This is a genomic window from Paenibacillus alba (assembly GCF_013204855.1).
In the GTDB taxonomy this organism is placed as follows: Bacteria; Bacillota; Bacilli; order Paenibacillales; family NBRC-103111; genus Paenibacillus_E; species Paenibacillus_E alba.
Genome location: NZ_JABMKZ010000046.1, coordinates 1 through 18,927, shown reverse-complemented (window position 1 = coordinate 18,927; position 18,927 = coordinate 1). Strand labels below are relative to the sequence as shown.

Sequence of the window (18,927 nt, the reverse complement as noted above, 5' to 3'; positions counted from 1 at the left end):
GAGGCCACAGAGACAGAGAATAAAGTAACAAAAAGAAATCCCTCTTTGGCAAAATGGAGGTACCACCCAACCATTTGACCAAAAGGAGAGATTTCTTTGTTTTTTACATATTTGTTATTCCAATATGCCGTTTTCTATTGATTGAAACTGACTTACATTTCAACAATGTTACTTTTGAGACGACCTCTTTTCCTCTGATCGGCTGTGCTCTATCTTTTAGGGAAAGTCCCTTTATCCTTCTTGGGCTAATGCCGTAATTTTCCCTTTGACCGCCATCTGCAGCTCTTCCAGGCTCGTAATTCCAAGACTAATCAACGCTTCCCCAGCTTCCATATGAACATTTGCTAGGATATGCATACTTGTATTGGGAACCAATGATTTGCGGAACTCGTGAAATAAAACAGCATTGTATGTGCGGAGGACTGTCATAAACTCTACCGTAGGAGGGACGAAAGCGCGAATCTCGGAAGCTCCCCAGAAAAATTCCCTCACATGCATGATATCGGAACCTGTCCGATTTAATTTGCGAACCATAACAAAAAATTCATCAATCAGTGCCTGCCTGTCCGGCCTCATATCATCATCCCCCAGTTCAACATCAACTCGGTTATAAACCGTCTATCTGAAGGATATCATAAATAGTACTTTTGATCTACATCTATAGTTTAAAAGACCCACATTATTCAAAAACTTTATTTTTGCGGCCAAGGGACTGTCTATAGCTCCAAAACATGTCCAGTACAAATAGCACAACGCCTAAATTAATCGCTAAATCCGCTAAATTCATCACCCCATTGCCTGAGCGAAAGACGATGAAATCCGTTACTTTCCCAAAGAGCAACCGTTCGATCCCATTGCCTATGGCTCCTCCTACCAGCAAAGCCGCACCTGATTGCTTGAGGATGCCTTGAATGCGTCCTTTTTTCCAATAATAAATAATAACAGCCACGATCAGAACGGCCAGTATTCCCAAATAACGTGCCCACCCTTGCATGGTGCTGCCAGCTGCGCCCGTATTTTGATAATACGTAAACGATATAATGTCTTTATAAAACGGCATAGATTCCCCAACACTCAGAATAGACCGGATCTTGTATTTGGTAATTTGATCAATCGCCGTGACGATGAAGATAATAAGATAAAATAACATAACCTGACACCCCTCCTGAAGGCAGCGTTCACCCGTTCTTTCTATTTTACACGATGATTGGACCCGACTGCGAATGTTGCGGTTTCCAATAAGCCAACAACGCAAATAAACTACCTCAGACCTCGTCTGCGGCAGCCGATTGCAGCTCCTCCGAACCTTATCTCTCAGGTTAATGCCAGCAGTGTCCTCATCAGTTCATTCGGTGAGTTCACCAAGTAATCGGGCTTCCCGCTAAGTAATAGGCGCGGTGAGTCATATCCCCAAGTCACAGCAATAATTGGCACGCCCAATTTCTGGCAGGCCTCAATATCCCTTAGCTCGTCACCGACATAGATCATCTTTGAAGGTGGCGTCCCCCACTGTTTCATCACTTTCCGAATTGAATGGTGTTTGCCAAAAAGATGCTTTGCCGAAATGATCTCCTTGAACGCGCCATCCATCCTGTTGTTCTTGAGAAAAGTCCGAATATTCCCTTCGGAATTAGAAGAAAGAATCGAGCTGCGTATCCCTTGCGCTGAAATGCGGGCAATGACCTCTTTCATGCCAGGTACAATGTGCAGCGCACGGATATTGTCTTGATACATCTGCCTGCCCGCTACGACTAGTTTTGGAATTTGGAGGACAGGAACGCCCAACCGATTTACCCGCTCAGAGATCGAAAGCGAACGCAGAAGCGCCAGATCCTGATCACGAATCATCCGGAATTGATACTGCGCAGCCATTTCATTATACAACTTTACGAGCAATGCTCTAGAATCCACCAGGGTCCCGTCAAAATCAAAAAGGATGTGTTTGACCATTACCATTCAGTCGTATATAAAAATAAGGCCGGACTCTCGGGCGGCACTTCGCGGATTTGATTATGCGTAAATTCCTCAATCGGATCTACAGCCACATGCGGATTGCTAACCACACGGACATCTTCCCAGACGCAGGTGACCCCGCGTGCATAACCGTCTGCCTCACCAGCATACATTTTACAACCTTGGCAGAACTGTTCTTTCTGCTGAACATCCAGCTTCACTATTTTATTGCGAAGACAGCAGTAAATTTCGTTGTCGGCATTACATACATTAACGTGAGTAATGAGAGCCATTGGTCAGTCAACTCCTTGCGGCACATTTTGTGTGTAATAGTAAGTTTATCGCTCTACTATTAAGTGTATGACAGTTTTTTGTAAACGGAATAACATTTCTCATGACAAGCTGCCTAAATTTGCTACAATAAGGAAAGAAAATTCCGATTGGAGGTTGTTTCGTGCAAGATTGGTTGCATTATGCCATTCCCTTCGTCATTATTGGCTTCTTTATCTATCGCCGAACGAAGCGCACCATTGGCTTTCAAAAGCTTTCCCGCGGCAGACTTAAGTTCCGCCTCATCCTTTTCAGCATCTTGGGACTCTTCATTTTCCTGCTGGGCTTTATTCACCCCATCCATTTCATCGGCTATATCATTGGGCTAGCCGCTGGTGCGGGTCTCGGCCTCACGGCCATTCGCCACACCCGTTTCGAGCATCGCTTGGATGGCTGGTACTATCGCACCCACTTATGGGTGGAAATTGCCGTGCTTGTGCTGTTTCTCGGCCGCGTAGTCTATCGCGTCGCTTTCATCAGCCTTGCTACGAACGCAACTGCCAACCCATCGAGCATAAACCCTGTCGACCTGACACAATTTTCAAAAGACCCGCTGACTGCTGGCGTTTTCTTCATCATCGTGTCGTACTATGTCTTGTTCATTAGCTACCTGCTTCGTGAGGAGGCCAACTTGGACCCTGCAGCTTTGGCGGCAGACGACAAAACCGATGGCTCTGCATCGCAGGCGAATGTGGACATTGCGAAGTAATTAGCTTTGGAGCCGGCTTCGGCTTATATTTTTTTGTTGCTGAGACGTCCCCTTTTTGGGGCGGGCTCAGCTTTTTTTTGTTGGGGCCTCTCTTCCGAGGCTGCCTTTTGGGCAGGCTCGGAGGGCACTTGGTTACTTTTTGCGGCTGAGACGGCTTTTTTGGCGGGCTCGGATTGCTTTGGCGGGGGTTGGGGGCTTTTTTTCTTCCGAGACTGCCTTTTGGGCAGGCTCGGAGGGCACTTGGTTACTTTTTGCGGCTGAGACGGCTTTTTTGGCGGGCTCAGCTTGCTTTGGCGGGGGTTGGGGGCTTTCTCTATTCCGAGACTGCCTTTTGGGCAGGCTCGGAGGGTTTTGGTTACTTTTTGCGGCTGAGACGGCTTTTTTGGCGGGCTCAGCCCATCCCTCAAGTTGGCGCGGCGCATGCGCACAACAACAAACAGGCTCCCCCAAAAGGGGAGCCTGTCAGTCTCTCTTCCACCCGCCTAAGCCTCGGCGGCTTTGGCGAACTGCGTGCTGTACAGCCTTGCGTACAGCCCATCCAAAGCGAGCAGCTCGCTGTGCGTGCCTCGCTCCACGACGCCGCCCGCTTCGATCACCAGAATGTGATCGGCGGCCAGCACCGTGGAGAGCCGGTGCGCGATCACGAGCGTCGTGCGCCCTTGCATCAGCTCCTCGAGCGCCGCCTGCACATAGGACTCGGATTCCGAGTCCAAGTGCGATGTCGCCTCATCGAGGATGAGGATGCGCGGGCGCTTCAGGATCGCGCGAGCAATCGCGATTCGCTGGCGCTCGCCGCCGGATAGCCGGTGTCCGCGCTCTCCAACCATGGTGTCGTACCCTTCGGGGAGCGACATGATGAAGTCGTGGATGTAGGCTTGGCGTGCCGCAGCCTCCATCTCCTCACGCGTAGCGTCCTCCCGCGCGAAGCGCAGGTTGTCGCCAATCGTCGCGTGGAACAGAAACGACTCCTGCGTCACGTAGGCGATCTGCGAACGCAGCGTGGCAAGCTGGACATCACGGACGTCCACGCCATCCACCTCGACGATGCCCTCCGTCGGGTCATACAGCCGCGCGATCATGCCGATCAGCGTTGATTTCCCCGCGCCGCTGGGCCCGACGAGCGCGATCATCTCTCCAGGCTGCGCGTCAAAGGTAACGTTCCGCAGCGCATACTGCCCAGGCTGATAAGCAAAAGAAACCTGCTTATACGCCACACGCCCCGCGGCCAGCCCGAGCGGCCGCGCATCCTTGCTGTCCAGCACATCCGGTACCATGTCCTGATATTCAAAAATCCGCTGGAACACCCCCAGCGCCGTAGCTACTTCGACCTGCAGGTTAAGCAGCGTGGCTACCGGCATATACAACCGTCCAAGATACGCTGCGAACGCGACAATCGCGCCCAACGTCATACTGCCGGATATGACTGAGTAACCGCCATACATGTAGATAATCGCTGTGCCCAGCGGTCCCAGCGTATTCGTTGCCATGCCAAACCAGCGGCCAACGAGATTAAGACGCAGCTCCAAATCCATAACCTTTTGATTCATCGCTGTGAATTCCTTCTCCTGCTGCTGCTCTCTGCCAAAAATGCGTGTCAGCAAAGCACCGGAGATGCCGAAATTTTCGCTAAGCTGCGAAGAGATATCCGAACGCACCTTTTGCGTTTCGGTGCGAAGTGTTTTTCGCATCTTGGATACCTTTTTTACAGGCAGCATAAAGAGCGGAAGAATCAGCACAGAGATAATGGCCAATTTCCAATCCAGCGCGAACAAAATGCCAATGGTCGAAACAACAACGACAATTTGCGTGATCGAGGAGACAACGAGTGAGGTGACGACACTTTGCACAGCCTGCACATCTCCCGTTATGCGCTGAACGATTTCGCCCGACCGGGCATCCGTGAAGAACGCCATGGATTGGCGCTGCAAATTATGGAACAGCGACTGCCCTAAATCCCGGATAACCCCTTGGGTTACCTTGGTATTCAAATGATTTTGCCACACGCCCAGCATACCGCTTAAGACCGGCAGAACAACCATCAGCAGCGCCATTTCGGCTAGAAGCTTCATATTTCCTTGCGGAATCGCCTTATCAATGATTTCTTTCATGACGAGTGGCGGGATCAAGCCAACAATTGCGGCAAGCAGCGCCAATCCAATAATGACAGCCAACTGTCCTCTATACCCGCGAAATAAACCCAAAATCCTTTTGATCGAAACATCCTTTAACTTCGCCTTAGGCCGATTCCTGTCGGATAACCGCCCCATACCTCCTGGTCCCATCATTCATCTCTCCGTTCCATCCTAAGCTGCTTATCTGATAGGAAAAGCATACTGAATCGCCTGTGCCACTTCATCAGCCATCCTGAGCACATGGTAGAGTGAAGTGGTTTGTAAAATATTATACTGCCTCGGCCCATCCGTATTCACAATAGCTGCAATCGTATAATCGCCAACCTGCGGCAGCACCTTGCCTACTGACTTTCCAGGTGCCAACGGATGATTGGATACTTGAAACATACCTACGGACAGCTTCAGTCCCAAACAAGCATCTATGGCGATGACCACACAGCCCTCCGGAACCTCCAGCAGCCGGGTTTCGATATTACTGGCATCACAGGGGGCCTCTAATGTCCCGATCACATACCGATAGCCAAGCTCCACAAGCTTGCTCCCCACCAAAGGTCCAAGCGAATCTCCTGTAGATCGATCTGTTCCTATGCATACAAAAGCCAGCTGATCCGGCTCCATTCCTGCTTCAACCCTTAACGTTTCCAGAAATAGGGCGAGCTGCTCGCCATTAAGCTTTTTCCAATAGTTCTCGCTGCGCTGCGACCGTTTCTCCGCCATCCTTGCCTCCTTCACACGCATCTTGCCAAATTTCCCATCATCCCCGATGAATGATATAATGCGGTCAACTTCTATTCTTTCATAAGGAGGTAGGCCATGTCCACCCTCGGCATCATCGCAATCCTGACCCTCCTCTACTGGCTTTATATCACGTATGATGCGCACAATGGCATGCATCTTCTGCATACACTGCCTCGATCCCTCAAGCTTCCGGACAAGCCTCCGCTTGTTTCAGTCATTATTGCTGCCAAAGAAGAGGAAAGCACCATTCTCGAAACGGTCCGTCATCTGCTTTCGCAAAATTATCCACGATTGGAGATCATTGCAGTTAATGACCGCTCTCAGGATGCCACCGGCGTCCGACTTGACGAGCTGCGGAGATGGTCGCAGAACAAATCGGAGATCTCTACACCGCTGAAAATCATCCACATCACCCATTTGCCCGATGGCTGGCTTGGCAAAAACCATGCGCTCTATCAAGGCTACCAGCAGGCTAGAGGGCAATATTTACTTTTTACAGATGCCGATATTCTGTTCTCGCCAAACGCCATTACGGATGCTGTCACTTACATGAAAGAGAAAGATGTGCAGCATCTGACCTTGACGCCCAACATGATTGCGCGAGGCGCTCTGCTCAAAGGCTTTGTTCATTTCTTTCTCTTTTCATTCTCGCTGTTCGTTCGTCCATGGCGTGCCAATCTGGATAATGCCCGAGAGCCTGGCATCGGAATCGGCGCTTTCAACATGGTAAGCCGCAGCGCCTATGAAGCCATCGGTACTCACAAAGCCATTGCGCTAAGACCTGACGATGATCTTCAATTAGGCATTTCTCTCAAAAAAGCAGGCTTTCGTCAAAAGGTTCTATCCGGCAAGCATATCCTCCAAGTGGAATGGTACCCTACTCTGAAGGCTGCTGTCATTGGACTGGAGAAGAACCTGTTTTCCGGCTTCCGCTACAGCTATTCGATCGCTTTACTCGCTTGTCTTGGACAGCTGATCTTTTTTATCCTGCCTTGGCTAGGTCTGATTAGCCTTTGGGATTGGCGGGGAGCGATTTATGCGCTCGATGTCATCCTGCAGATTTGGTTGTATCGCAAGCTTATGACTCGCCTGATGGATAAACGCGCTGAGGAAGCCTACCTGCTTCCTGTCAGTGCCTCTCTGCTCCTCTACACCATCATCAGATCCGTGTGGCTTACCTGGAAACAAGGTGGCATCTATTGGAGAGGAACGTTTTATTCCCTCCGCGAATTAAAGAAGAAATGACCTCTGAAAGGAAGATAACCGCAATGCCGCATACGCGCTACCGCATCTTGTCACACACATTTATCATGAGCTGTTTGCTTTCAGCTGCCATTATTCTGCCTGCTTCTGTTTCCGCTCAAGGCACTGTCCAAACTCATAGTCAGACTGTTTCTTATAATGGAAAATCCTTTACTGCGCAGTGGGTCACCGTCGATCTTACCGATCCCTACTTGCGTGTTAAACCAGTAACCGCTGAGGAAGGTATTGGGCATGATGAAGCCTTCTCCTCCATGCTAAGCAGGAATCATGCGATCGCGGGGATTAACGGGACTTTTTTTGACTCTTATGAAAAAGATGAAACCAAGCGCTACCCGAACGGATTGCTCGTAAGCTCCGGCGAAATCATTCATTCCGGCTTAAATCCTGCCTTCCTCGTGAACGCAAACAAAACCGCTGGCTTGCAGCGCTTGCAAACCGAGCAGCAGATAAGCGTTACGCATCAAAACAAAGCCTACACGTTCACTGCATGGGGCGTAAATAAGTACTGGGGCGAGGATGTCGACGATCAAGTTGTCTGGTACACGCGTGACTTCGGTTCCTCTATTCAATTCCCCAACTCAACGAAAATTGTCATAAGAGAAGATCTAGTTACCGCTATTACGACAGATAGCGTCAATATGCCCGAAGATGGGTATGTACTCTTAGTAGGCAATAGCGCGAATAATCGCACTCATGTGCTGCCGAGTATCCATGTCGGGGATACAGCGAAGCTGATTTCTTCTCTTCATAATGAAGATACCGGCGCTGCGGTTCAACTGCCGGCGATTGATGCCGCTATTGGCGCAGGACCTCATCTCCTTACGGACGGTGTTATTGATTTGGATGCTGAGCGGGATGGGTTTACGGATCCTAAGATTACGACAAGCGCTAATGTGCGCAGCTTCATTGGAGTCGACGCTTCCCGTCAACTTGTGATGGGGACGCTTTCTACGGCTACGATGGCTGATATGGCGCAAGTGCTTTTGAAACTAGGACTGACGGATGCTATGAATTTGGACGGGGGAGCAAGCTCAGCGTTGTATGCGAACGGCTCCATGCTGCGAAGTCCGGGACGTGCGCTCAGCAATGCGTTCGTGGTAGAGCGGTTGGATCATCCACAGATTCAACTTGAGGTGAATGGACAATTCGTCCATGAATTTCGAGGGTATTTATTGCAGGAAACCAGTATGGTCCCTTTTCGCGGGATATTGGAAAGAATCGGTGCCAAGTTTGAATGGCAAGGAGATACCCGTACATTAAGCGTACAATATGGGACAACGCGACTTGAGCTTCACCCGGATCAATCCGTCATGAAAGTAAATGGCAAATCCGTTGCGCTTCCTGAGGCGCCTACTATCGTAGACGGTCATATTTATATGCCGCTTAGGGCGATCATGGAATCCTTGGGGGGAAGTGTCAAGTGGGATCAAGCCCTCTATCGGGCAGCCCTTACATTCTAAAGGTTTAGTGTACGCGATTCATTCGGACAACACGGTAGTACAACTGGCTGCTCACCTCTTGCTCGACTTCCAAGTAACCCTCTACATGCACATAGTCGCCTATCATGAAGGACGTGGCATCCGAGGAGCTTGCGTGTGTCAGAAAAAGCAGAGCAGCCCTTTCATTCCCTACCACGAAGCCAACTTGTTCTTTCACTTGGAATTTATCCAGAACGGTTCCATGATGCGACCTTGCTATATGGTGAAACCGCCAAGAGGCATCCTCTTTTATAATAAAATAAAGCACACGATTTCTCTGATTATTACTGAATTCCCTTGTAACGCCGATCATGCGGATATGTTCGCTCAAACTTAGATACTCATCAATGACATAGGATTTCAATCGCAGGCGCTGCTTGTTTTTGTGTTGAATATAAGCTTCCATCTCTTCGATCGATCTTTGATCTTTGGGATCTTGTTTCGTCGCATAAAAAACTTCTCTTATAAACGTATCCGTTTGTAAGCTTCTTGCCCCTTTGAAATGGTTATACGTACGAAAAAATTGATTTATCACGTCACGAAGCTCTTCCGGAATAGCAGGCCCTTGTTCCACGGTGTACACGCTATCGGCTTGATCCAAATGTTTTCTTTTGTGAAACCAGCTTTTCCAGACACTTAATTGCATCGCGTTCGTGTCACCTGCTCTTTCTTCCAAACATTTCTTCATTATAGGCTAAAATCCATAAAAATTCGATAAAAATCGCAAGATTCCGCACAAAAAAAGAACATCTGCTTTCTATGCTTCCGGTTGAAAGATTCATAGAAAACACATGTTCGATGAAGTTGTTAATTACAAGACTCTTTTCGCTCCGACGTACCTTGCACTCCAATACGAGCTGGAAAGACTCTCCACGGTAACGCCTCTGGAAGTAGTAGCTGAAATGAATTGATCATTGCCCAAATAAATGCCTACATGATTCACCGTTTTGGCGGCGAAGAAAACCAAATCCCCAACCTTCAAATCTGTCACCGAATTGCTTAACGAACTATGCATCTCGGCCGATGTTCGAGGCAGATCAATGCCTTTGGTCTCAAACACATAACGCACAAAGCCGGAACAATCAAACCCTCTTGGCGTCGTGCCTCCCCAAGCATAAGGAACCCCCATGTACGCATTGGCTGTCTGCACAATCTGATCGGTCAAAGATGGAGCAGCCACAGCGGCAGCTTTCATGACAGGCGGCGGTGGCGGTGGCGGTGCAATCCAAGCTGGCTTGTGGGACTTGTTGTCCACATCCACAATCGCAATCTGATTAGCATCATTCCATTCTATCGGGGAACCGAACGTTTCCGTAATGAAACGCAGCGGAACGTATGTATTGCCTTGATAGACGGTTGGGCTGCTCTCTAAGCTGATCTTCTTGCTGTTGACGATAGCTTGCTGCTGATCAGTGACCAGTAGAATGGACTGCTGCTTGTTCAGCAGTGTGACCACAATCGCGTCTGCTTGCTTAGCCCAGCTAACTTGATAGCCAAGCTTCTCAGATAGAACTCTGAGTGGAACCTGCATGACACCTTGTTCATCAATGTAAGGCTGTACTTCCGGAAACTGCAGCAATTCGTCGTTGACCTGAACTTTCACGGGACGGTCAGCTGGCGAAGCCTCTGCAACCGGTGCTGCAAAGAAGGGTACTGCGGCGCAAACTACTGCGCAGGAACAAATAAACCGTTTAGCCAAAACTTTCAAACCCTTGCCTCCTTGAAGCCTCCGAGGTTAGTTGACGGGTTCGGGAAGAGGTTCCCTAGCGCACTCGGCAAGCCAAGTGATCATTCACCCCAAGTAAAGAAGTCCCCCGTACCAAGAGCTTTTGCTGCTCTTGGATTCGGCATTTTTTGTCTATGATAGACTAGCACAGTTCGACTGATAGTTACAACTTTTGCGAAATGGAAACTATCGCCAAAACGGTTTGCTAGCCTATTTAATAGCCAATAACGGCTAAGACCCGATCACTAATCGTGTTCAAGGCTGCTAACTCAGCTGCGGACAAAGACAGGGCTGCCGCTTGTAAATTGTTTGCCAGATGGTGCTCGTCCTGTGTGCCGATAATCGCGGATGTCAGCGCTTCTTGATGCAGCAGCCACGCGATAGCAATTTGGGTGACGTTCGTGCCTTTGGCAACAGCCATTTCTTGCATGGCCTCCAGCAGCTCTTTCTCCGCAAGCAAATGCTCAGGCAGGAACAGTCTTCTTTCCGCTCGGAAATCCCCCTCCTTAAGCGCCTTTCCTTGCAAATGAAAAGCTCCTGTCAAGATGCCCTTGGCTATAGAGCTGTAACTCATGATGCCAATGTGGTGTTCTTGGCAAAAAGGAACCATTTCATTCTCAATAGCTCTATGCAATAGGCTGTATTCAGGCTGGATTACGTCAATTTGTGCATACTTCACTGCTTCTTTGAGCTGATCTATGGAGAAATTAGATACGCCAATGGCTCGAATTAGTCCTTCTTCTTTCAGCTTCACAAATTCAGACAATGTCTCTTCGACCGGCACGTCAAAGCTTGGCCAGTGAATATAATAAATATCGATATAGTCTGTTTTTAAACGCTTCAAACTATTTTCTGCCGACCTGCGGACGTCCTGAGCTTTTAAATTACTGCGGCTGACTTTGGTCGTAAGGATGCATTCTTTGCGTACGTCACCCAAAGCCTCTCCGACAACTTCTTCGGAATGTCCATTGCCATACCCTTCCGCTGTATCAAAGGTGGTGATGCCCAGCTCATATGCTTTCCGAAGGAGTTGAATGTTGTTCTGGTCGTTCGTAAACTCCCAAGGACCTCCTCCCAGCTCCCAGCAGCCAAAAGTTATCGTCGAGATATCAAAACCAGTTCGTCCTAATTTCTTCACGTTCATATTCGCCGACCTCTTTCCTATTATTATTTTGCCTATATGCACACGTTAACAATAATTAGTATACGCTTCCATCTCTTCTTTGCCAAGATAGGATGACATTCAATTCACATTAGTGTTAGGATAGTAGATGCTCGGCAGTGGAAGCACTGGCTTTCACAAACCTTAAGTTAACTATGAACTTGTCGCTAGATCGAACGTCATATTCATATCCTATTATAATCTCTTATACAGCCAGGTGAATCTCATGAAAAGAACACGAACAATGTGGGCAATAACTGCCCTAATACCACTTGCTTTAGCAGGCTGCGAGCAATCCTCCACAGCTGTGCAAACCTTAAATTCACAAAAAACGGCGCCTGCTGCTCTAGTCTCTCCAACGCCAGCGGCTTCTCCGGCACCTTCTGCCAAACCAGGTGCTGCGAGCAGCCCTGACACCAAAGAACAAGACTCCATAGGTCAAGAGGTAGGCTCACCCAAAGAAGAACCCGTTATCGTGAAGTCGAGCCAATCTGCCCGGGTCTCCGCACTGAAACCCGTGTTCAGCGTGAGTAAGGGTACAGTCGCAATCACCATCGACGACGGACCCACCAAAGATACTTCCAAGCTGTTAAAGATCCTGAAAGAGTTGGACACACATGTCACCTTCTTCTTCCTTGGACAAAATGCTGAAAAATATCACGAGTCTGTCTCGCAAGCCGTGTACGATGGACATGTTGTGGGGTATCATTCCGATACCCATCCTCAAATGACCAAAATGAGCTACGACGATCAGCTCAAAGAGTTCAAGTCTGGCCTCGACAAGCTCGCCAAATGGGACAAAAATCCGATAACGTTATTCCGTCCACCTTACGGTGCTTACAATAACGATACGAAACTCATTACGGAAGACAACCATATGAGCATGGTGTTATGGAACGAAGACACCAAGGACTGGTCATCCACCAACGCCGCAGCCATTGCCAAAAGCGTTCTCGCCCAAGTCCAATCCGGCAGCATCATCGTCATGCATGATCACCCTTCAACGATCGCCGCACTCCCTGATATTATTAAAGGCATTAAAAGTAAAGGCTATAAACTAGTTACCATTCCGAGTAAATAATTTGCAAGACGCGGCACCTGCTGCGTCATCCTTTCCGGGCTGTCTACAAGTAGAAACACTACTTGAGGGACAGCCTGTTCTTTTGCGTGTATCCTCGCGCCTCCGAGCCAGTGAGCGCTTGCTTCTAAGGCACCCGGATACCGGCTGCGTTTTTCATAAACCTGCAAAAGTGCATCTTTTTTCTCGTTGGAATAGCTTGAAACAGTAAATTCCTGCGTTTCTGCAGGCTTTTGAGGCCTTTTCCTGATTTCAGGCTGAGAAAGCTTGAAAAGCCTGCATAATCGCAGGCTTTCAGAATCTGTGAACCATCAGCCTTGCTCAATGGAAGCCACGGGCACAAACACATGGAGTTGAAAGATGCTCAACTCTTTAATGTAACCTCCACAGTAAAAATAGCTTATGAGCCAGCGCTTCTCCTAGTTCAGAAGGCTAGCCACGGCTGGAGTAATCCAAATTCTAACTACACGGCTTCCTATGTAGGCCATCAGCGAATATTGTTGGACGCGCGTCCAACTTAGATTGTTATCTGGTGCACACACTGAAGATAGTCCGCCTTCAACACCTTCCCTCCCCATACTCGCTCCATTTCGCTTTTCCACTCCCCCTTGTCCGCCTACTCATCCTTCCACTCCCACCTCACTTGCTTCCTTCCCCACATTCCTTTCCACCAATTAATCCTACCCCACACTTCCTCCTCTACCATCCCCACCCTTTCTCGCTCTTTTCCCCTTTTCTACTCCCCCTTGTCCTCCTACTCTTCCTTCCACTCCCACTTCACTCGCTTCCTTCCCCACATTCCTTTCCACCAATTAATCCTACCCCACACTTCCTCCTCTACCATCCCCACCCTTTCTCGCTCTTTTCCCCTTTTCTACTCCCCCTTGTCCGCCTACTCCTCCTTCCACTCCCACCTCACTTGCTTCCTTCCCCACATTCTCTTCCACCAATCAATCCTGCCCATACTTACTCCCCATCCTTGTCCTTTTCCCTTTTCTACTCTCCTGGCCTCCTACTCCTCCCTCCACTCCCACTTCTTCCTTCCCTACTTCCCCTTCCCCAAAAAAACAAAAAAAAGACCACCCAAAGGTGGTCTTTTCTAAAAACTCTAAAGCGGGCGGCGGGAATCGAACCCGCGCGATCAGCTTGGAAGGCTGAAGTTCTACCATTAAACTACGCCCGCGCGTTATGAAATTGATGGTCGGGACGACACGATTTGAACATGCGACCCCCTGCTCCCAAAGCAGGTGCTCTACCAAGCTGAGCTACGTCCCGATATTGTATAGCTTGATGAAAATGGCGCGCCCTGAGAGATTCGAACTCCCGACCTTTTGATTCGTAGTCAAATACTCTATCCAGCTGAGCTAAGGGCGCATATAAAGTTGGAGCGGAAGACGGGGATCGAACCCGCGACCCTCGCCTTGGCAAGGCGATGCTCTACCGCTGAGCCACTTCCGCATGGGTCTATTACTTGCCGCTTTCGTCGATGTTTCTCAGAGGCGACAAGGAATAATATATCAGGATTCCAAGACAATTGCAAATGTTTTTTATTATCTTTTTTTATTTGATGAAAATACCGCCAAAAGGTATGACTTCCTTGGCAATACGGCGAAGCAAACTATCGCTCTGCATATGCTCATCCAGCTTGCGATCCGGCTTACAGGGCTGCATCAATACATGCCCCTTCCCCGTGATCTCCCAATGATAATTCATGTGCTGGCTGGCCAGTGTATTCCCATACACACATAAACGCAGCTGAGCATTCCGCGGGTAAGCGACAAGGCAGCTAATATCGACGTACAGGGGTTCCTTCGCATCCAACGCCATTTGATAGATCGGTCCTGTGGACAGAAGCCCCAACGTACCGGGACCTTTAAACATCATCTTCACGAGATCCTGCGTGATCAAAGTATTTTTAACATTTTGCAAATGAGAAGTGAAACTAACCCCCTCTGTATAGAACAGCACATGCCGAAATTCATACAAGAGATCATCATCAGGTCCAATAGGCACAACCGCCATGCTGTACCCTTCGGGCAGTCCTAACATTACATTTGCCGGGCCGCGGACACGCGACTGAATGAATCGTTTTTTCCTGTACATGCTGGGCAGCTTCATCAAAGAATCTTCTCGCTGAGCTGATCTCCCTTGAAACGCTACGATCTGATTGGGATGCAGCACGTGAACGGACTCATCCTTATCTAGGCGCAAAGTGGCCATCCTTGCCTGTGAGCTTGATTTCTCGAAGGATACCTCCATCTCTGCTGACCTCCCCATTAGCTAAAACTTATTATCTCATATGACGCTTTTGCCTCCGCCAGACGATAAATCGAAACACGCGTCCAAGCACAAAATAAAGCACCACTAATAAAACAGCCGTCACAGCCATATAAAGGATTTTCTTATTCCGCTTGTCTTTATCTAGCGCGACCTGTTCCATTGCTTTCAAACGCTCTTGCAGCTGCTCATTTTCCTTCTTAAGCGCATCATTTTGCCCTAAAAGTTTCTCTTCTGTTTCTTTTGACCGCTGTATCGTTTCGGATAGCTTGTCTCTTTGATCCTCTAACTGCTGTTTAGTCGCCTCATAGTCCTTCTGAATTTGCTGCACATTCTCCGGAAGCTCATAAATATCTTTGATCCGATCCAACCAAGAAGCCTGGGCGGCAGATGCAGGATACATAAACCCGATCAAAATGACCAGTATACCTATACCTTTTGCAATTCCAGCAATATAGCGTGTTTGTGCCTGCATCTGCCGTCCCTCCCCTGCGCTCAATTCGACATCTTCTTCTATCTTACAGCAAAAATCACCCCTCCACCACTTCTATCTCCTGAATAGGATACCGCAAAATCGTCTTCATTCTCGAAGGCTCTACTTTTCTCGGGTCTGATAAATAAATCTCAACAGCTTCCAGCGCCATTCTTCCCTTGGAACAAGCAGGACTTTACTAACACCACCACAAGCCCTCCAGCTTGACCACAGTGAAGTCTTGCTCTGCTTTCTTATAAATCCCCTTGATCGTGTAAGAAAGCGTATAAAGTGCCTCCGCAGCCTGAGAGAAGGCTTGACGATCCGGTCCCCCTTTCCTTGAATCGTTCCGTAGCGAATAGGTTCGAATTCCACGATCTGTGGTTTTGTTGGTGCTGAATAATAACTTTTATACGTTTTGGCTAAATCTAACCATCAAAAAAAACTTACCCTTCGCCAAATATCGCGAAACAGGTAAGTCTCTTTTCATAAAATCATATGTAATTATTCCGCTGCCGGTGGCGTGAACGAGCGTTGTGCAAATTCAGCATCCAACATATAGAAAGCATTGCTGTCTTTGTCGATACGCTTAAGCTTATTGATAATGCTGTCGAACATCGCTTCTTCTTCAACCTGCTCATCAATGAACCATTTGAGGAATTGCATTGTCGCGTGCTCTCTATCATTCAGTGCCAGGTCAGACAGATGGTAAATACGTCTTGTTACCTCTTGTTCATGCAGGTAAGCATGCTCGAAAGCGTCAAGAATCGACTTGTATTCATTGACTGGTGTTTCCATCCCGGCGAAAGATACCTTTTTACCGCGATCATTGATATATTTGAAAATCTTCATGGCATGGAACTTCTCTTCTTCCGCTTGTACCTTGAAAAAATTGGAGAAGCCATCCAAGCTCTCTGCTGCGCAATAACCTGCAATCGCTAAATAGACGTGCGCGGAGTAAAACTCATAGTTCATTTGCTCATTGAGAGCACCAGTTAGTGTATCGTTCAACATTGATGCACACATCCCTTCTGTATGGTTATCTTTTGTTAATTCCCCATACATACAAGATTACCAGAACTCCGCATACAAATACAAACGGAAGTAATAATTTTAACAGATCTATGTTCATGCCATCACGCTTTCAGCTCGGGACTCAGCAATAATTTGTTTTATCCGAGCATAAAGTAAATCAGGCGAAGCCGCGCACAGCAATTCTTTTTTACCGATCATCGCGATACATTCTTTCTTGCAATGTTTACAGTTACCTAAGCAATCTTTCTTCTTCTGCTTGAGGTCAGGATATTCGTTTTTCAAGGATTTAAAAATTTGTTTGGACCCGAACTTCTCGTTTCTACAGCAGTATTTAATCGTTTTCATCTCGATCTCTCCCCGCCAGTTACATCAACCGCTACATTCGATATTAGTGATAATAATAATCAATGTCAACAACAAATTTCGATGAATGCAAAAAAAAGAGCCTCCCCTAGTCCTAGTAAAAGGAATAAAGAAAACTCTTGAGTATCTAATTTTCCTCTTGGTCAAGCAAGGTCTGAAGATCATCAAGCTTGCTGGACCAGAAATGACGATATGACTCCAGCCACCTATCGACTTCTTGAAGCGGCTCCGGGCGTATGGAATAGATGTTTTTTTGTGATACGGATCGTACCTCTACCAATCCGGCTTCTCGTAATACTCTAAGATGCTTGGAAACTCCTGGTTGACTCAGTTGACACTTGTCTACAAGCTCCCCGACTGACCGCTCGCGAATGCGCAGCAGATCTAGCATAGACCGTCTGTGCGGTTCCGACAAAACTTCAAATATATTATTTTTCATAATTCACTTATTACAGAAGCATACTTTTCATGCATTTCCTTAACACGCTCCCAAGGGAAGTCGACATGCTTCTCTTGAAGGATCATATCCAGCATCTCCAGGTGAACATGCCAGCCCGCCAGATAATCAGCAACTATAGCGGATTCGTAGAACGTATGAGTCAGGTGAACAAGGCATCCCTCATCGTAATCACTCAACTCCCATCGAACCAATGATTTTCCTGAAGTCTTCTCTTGCCATGTGTACTCCAACTCATATGGGGGATTTACCTTGGTGAATTTCCCATGCACCAGATCGCCGTTCTCCCACCGAAATGTAATCTGGCCATCCACGATCAGATCAAATTGAGCATGAGCAGTTAACCAATTGACAATCCGGTCGGGAGACGTTATCGCCCTCCATACTTTTTCTACCGGATGATTCAGAAAACGCTCGAAACTAACCACATGTCTTCCTTCATATTGTAGAACCCTGCCGTCCATGCCATTCCCCTCCAATTCACTTATTACCATATTACATTATATATATTACCATTAGGTTATATAACTGTAAAGGAATATAATATTGAGAACCGCAGTTTTCCGGAGGGAAAGATGGACTACATCCAAAGGAATTTCTTCTTAGTTTCTACAATCTTAAGGTCATCGAGAATAACTCCGCGATTTCCTAGGGTTGTTCACACCCTTTGCTTTGCCACAACCGATAATCGAGAGCCTTGAATGACCTATTTTGGGGCCTTACATCGACATACATGTCATGTTAAACAGAAAAAGAAAAAAACCCTTCATTGGAAGGGTTTTTTGTAAGGCTTGATGCGGTCAAGAGGACTCGAACCTCCACGGGGGGTTAGCCCACACGGACCTGAACCGTGCGCGTCTGCCAATTCCGCCATGACCGCAAATAAAATAGACTTTGATCTAGGATCAAAGAATGGTGAGTCATGTAGGATTCGAACCTACGACACCCTGATTAAAAGTCAGGTGCTCTACCAACTGAGCTAATGACTCATGGCCAAGATTAAAAAAATGGCGGAGCTGACGGGATTCGAACCCGCGGTCTCCTGCGTGACAGGCAGGCATGTTAGGCCACTACACCACAGCTCCACAATATGTACAATATCTTCTGCAAGAAGATTGGTTGCGGGGGCAGGATTTGAACCTGCGGCCTTCGGGTTATGAGCCCGACGAGCTACCGGGCTGCTCCACCCCGCGTCATTAAGCATATTTGATTCCAAGAAGTAATATGGTGGAGGCTGACGGGATCGAACCGCCGACCCTCTGCTTGTAAGGCAGATGCTCTCCCAGCTGAGCTAAGCCTCCATGGGATATTAATCTGTGGGAATAAATGGTGACCCGTAGGGGACTCGAACCCCTGTTACCTCCGTGAAAGGGAGGTGTCTTAACCACTTGACCAACGGGCCTCGTAAACAGGCTTCTCAGATGTATAAGCTAGATATGGCGGAGAGAGAGGGATTCGAACCCTCGAGACGCTTGTGACGCCTACACGATTTCCAATCGTGCTCCTTCGGCCAGCTCGGACACCTCTCCATGAAAAGCCTGGTATGTTATAAAAATGGCTCCCCGAACAGGACTCGAACCTGTGACAACTCGATTAACAGTCGAGTGCTCTACCAACTGAGCTATCAGGGAAAACTGCTTGGCAACGTTCTACTCTCCCAGAACCCTGCGGTTCAAGTACCATCGACGCTGGAGGGCTTAACGGTCGTGTTCGAGATGGGAACGCGTGGGTCCCCTCCGCCATCATCACCAAAC

At 48.0% G+C, this 18,927-nt stretch carries 19 protein-coding genes, 12 tRNA genes, 1 rRNA gene and 1 riboswitch; of the genes, 4 read left to right on the top strand and 28 right to left on the bottom strand.

The annotated features are described in order from the left end of the window. Positions 1-231: 231 nt before the first annotated feature. From HQN90_RS33400 to HQN90_RS33385, 4 genes are all read right to left on the bottom strand, one after another. A complete protein-coding gene (locus HQN90_RS33400; protein ID WP_173227126.1) occupies positions 232-576 on the bottom strand; it encodes a hypothetical protein in 345 nt (114 codons plus the stop codon). A 103-nt stretch (positions 577-679) separates the two neighbouring features. After that, positions 680-1,150: a signal peptidase II gene (lspA, locus tag HQN90_RS33395; protein WP_173227124.1), complete on the bottom strand. Its 471-nt coding sequence runs from the start codon at positions 1,148-1,150 to the stop codon at positions 680-682. 164 nt (positions 1,151-1,314) lie between these two features. Next, complete coding sequence (locus HQN90_RS33390; RefSeq protein ID WP_275942644.1) at positions 1,315-1,950, bottom strand: HAD hydrolase-like protein; 636 nt, start codon at positions 1,948-1,950, stop codon at positions 1,315-1,317. Continuing rightward, positions 1,950-2,246 (bottom strand): hypothetical protein, encoded by a 297-nt coding sequence (locus HQN90_RS33385; RefSeq protein ID WP_173227120.1) that lies wholly within the window; start codon positions 2,244-2,246, stop codon positions 1,950-1,952. Before HQN90_RS33385 ends, HQN90_RS33390 begins: the two co-directional genes overlap by 1 nt. Positions 2,247-2,407: 161 nt before the next feature. Between HQN90_RS33385 and HQN90_RS33380 the strand changes: the two genes are divergently transcribed. Continuing rightward, positions 2,408-2,992 carry a CcdC protein domain-containing protein gene (locus tag HQN90_RS33380; protein ID WP_173227118.1) on the top strand — a complete coding sequence of 195 codons (585 nt, stop codon included), beginning with the start codon at positions 2,408-2,410 and terminating at the stop codon, positions 2,990-2,992. 482 nt (positions 2,993-3,474) lie between these two features. On the opposite strand, the gene HQN90_RS33375 is transcribed toward HQN90_RS33380, so the two are convergent. Continuing rightward, positions 3,475-5,163, bottom strand: coding sequence for an ABC transporter ATP-binding protein (locus tag HQN90_RS33375; protein ID WP_246362959.1), 1,689 nt, complete (start codon positions 5,161-5,163; stop codon positions 3,475-3,477). Positions 5,164-5,304: 141 nt separating this feature from the next. Then, positions 5,305-5,841 (bottom strand): spore protease YyaC, encoded by a 537-nt coding sequence (gene yyaC, locus HQN90_RS33370; protein ID WP_173227116.1) that lies wholly within the window; start codon positions 5,839-5,841, stop codon positions 5,305-5,307. Positions 5,842-5,937: 96 nt separating this feature from the next. On the opposite strand from yyaC, the gene HQN90_RS33365 reads away from it, so the two are divergent. Both HQN90_RS33365 and HQN90_RS33360 read left to right on the top strand, forming a co-directional pair. Continuing rightward, the gene (locus tag HQN90_RS33365) at positions 5,938-7,107 is read left to right on the top strand and encodes a glycosyltransferase family 2 protein (protein ID WP_173227114.1); all 1,170 of its coding nucleotides are present in this window, start codon (positions 5,938-5,940) and stop codon (positions 7,105-7,107) included. A 23-nt stretch (positions 7,108-7,130) separates the two neighbouring features. Continuing rightward, the gene (locus tag HQN90_RS33360; protein WP_173227112.1) at positions 7,131-8,585 is read left to right on the top strand and encodes a phosphodiester glycosidase family protein; all 1,455 of its coding nucleotides are present in this window, start codon (positions 7,131-7,133) and stop codon (positions 8,583-8,585) included. 4 nt (positions 8,586-8,589) lie between these two features. On the opposite strand, the gene HQN90_RS33355 is transcribed toward HQN90_RS33360, so the two are convergent. From HQN90_RS33355 to HQN90_RS33345, 3 genes are all read right to left on the bottom strand, one after another. After that, positions 8,590-9,291 (bottom strand): hypothetical protein, encoded by a 702-nt coding sequence (locus tag HQN90_RS33355; protein WP_173227110.1) that lies wholly within the window; start codon positions 9,289-9,291, stop codon positions 8,590-8,592. Positions 9,292-9,414: 123 nt separating this feature from the next. After that, positions 9,415-10,311, bottom strand: coding sequence for a C40 family peptidase (locus HQN90_RS33350; RefSeq protein ID WP_246362958.1), 897 nt, complete (start codon positions 10,309-10,311; stop codon positions 9,415-9,417). Position 10,312: 1 nt separating this feature from the next. After that, a riboswitch (cyclic di-AMP (ydaO/yuaA leader) is annotated at positions 10,313-10,463 on the bottom strand. A gap of 80 nt (positions 10,464-10,543) precedes the next feature. Continuing rightward, positions 10,544-11,473 (bottom strand): aldo/keto reductase, encoded by a 930-nt coding sequence (locus HQN90_RS33345; RefSeq protein ID WP_173227108.1) that lies wholly within the window; start codon positions 11,471-11,473, stop codon positions 10,544-10,546. 244 nt (positions 11,474-11,717) lie between these two features. Here HQN90_RS33345 and HQN90_RS33340 point away from each other — a divergent pair, with 244 nt between their 5' ends. Beyond that, a complete protein-coding gene (locus HQN90_RS33340; RefSeq protein WP_173227106.1) occupies positions 11,718-12,572 on the top strand; it encodes a polysaccharide deacetylase family protein in 855 nt (284 codons plus the stop codon). Between the two features lie 1,109 nt (positions 12,573-13,681). Here HQN90_RS33340 and HQN90_RS33335 read toward each other — a convergent pair. The 19 genes from HQN90_RS33335 to rrf all read right to left on the bottom strand — a co-directional run bounded on the left by HQN90_RS33335 (position 13,682) and on the right by rrf (position 18,926). Beyond that, a tRNA-Gly gene (locus HQN90_RS33335) sits at positions 13,682-13,752 on the bottom strand. Positions 13,753-13,767: 15 nt separating this feature from the next. Further along, a tRNA-Pro gene (locus tag HQN90_RS33330) sits at positions 13,768-13,844 on the bottom strand. A gap of 22 nt (positions 13,845-13,866) precedes the next feature. Next, positions 13,867-13,943: transfer RNA gene (locus HQN90_RS33325), tRNA-Arg, on the bottom strand. 9 nt (positions 13,944-13,952) lie between these two features. Next, positions 13,953-14,027 (bottom strand) — tRNA-Gly (locus HQN90_RS33320). 102 nt (positions 14,028-14,129) lie between these two features. Next, positions 14,130-14,828 (bottom strand): AIM24 family protein, encoded by a 699-nt coding sequence (locus HQN90_RS33315; protein WP_173227104.1) that lies wholly within the window; start codon positions 14,826-14,828, stop codon positions 14,130-14,132. A gap of 31 nt (positions 14,829-14,859) precedes the next feature. Further along, on the bottom strand, positions 14,860-15,321 hold the full coding sequence (locus tag HQN90_RS33310) for a hypothetical protein (protein ID WP_173227102.1): 462 nt from the start codon (positions 15,319-15,321) through the stop codon (positions 14,860-14,862). Between the two features lie 501 nt (positions 15,322-15,822). Next, entirely contained in the window at positions 15,823-16,332 is a 510-nt protein-coding gene (locus HQN90_RS33305) for a ferritin (RefSeq protein ID WP_079418293.1), read from the bottom strand. A 114-nt stretch (positions 16,333-16,446) separates the two neighbouring features. Then, a complete protein-coding gene (locus HQN90_RS33300) occupies positions 16,447-16,698 on the bottom strand; it encodes a DUF1450 domain-containing protein (RefSeq protein WP_173227100.1) in 252 nt (83 codons plus the stop codon). 145 nt (positions 16,699-16,843) lie between these two features. After that, positions 16,844-17,155, bottom strand: coding sequence for an ArsR/SmtB family transcription factor (locus HQN90_RS33295; RefSeq protein WP_173227098.1), 312 nt, complete (start codon positions 17,153-17,155; stop codon positions 16,844-16,846). After that, on the bottom strand, positions 17,152-17,637 hold the full coding sequence (locus tag HQN90_RS33290) for an SRPBCC family protein (protein WP_173227096.1): 486 nt from the start codon (positions 17,635-17,637) through the stop codon (positions 17,152-17,154). The genes HQN90_RS33295 and HQN90_RS33290 overlap by 4 nt, the downstream gene beginning before the upstream one ends. A 331-nt stretch (positions 17,638-17,968) precedes the next feature. Next, positions 17,969-18,053, bottom strand: a tRNA-Leu gene (locus HQN90_RS33285). Between the two features lie 33 nt (positions 18,054-18,086). Next, positions 18,087-18,162 (bottom strand) — tRNA-Lys (locus HQN90_RS33280). 19 nt (positions 18,163-18,181) lie between these two features. Next, positions 18,182-18,258: transfer RNA gene (locus HQN90_RS33275), tRNA-Asp, on the bottom strand. A 31-nt stretch (positions 18,259-18,289) separates the two neighbouring features. Next, positions 18,290-18,366: transfer RNA gene (locus HQN90_RS33270), tRNA-Met, on the bottom strand. 32 nt (positions 18,367-18,398) lie between these two features. Then, positions 18,399-18,474, bottom strand: a tRNA-Val gene (locus HQN90_RS33265). Between the two features lie 26 nt (positions 18,475-18,500). Then, positions 18,501-18,575 (bottom strand) — tRNA-Glu (locus HQN90_RS33260). A gap of 35 nt (positions 18,576-18,610) precedes the next feature. Next, positions 18,611-18,702 (bottom strand) — tRNA-Ser (locus tag HQN90_RS33255). 26 nt (positions 18,703-18,728) lie between these two features. Then, positions 18,729-18,804: transfer RNA gene (locus HQN90_RS33250), tRNA-Asn, on the bottom strand. Between the two features lie 5 nt (positions 18,805-18,809). Next, positions 18,810-18,926: ribosomal RNA gene (rrf, locus tag HQN90_RS33245) — 5S ribosomal RNA — on the bottom strand. Between the last annotated feature and the right edge of the window lies 1 nt (position 18,927).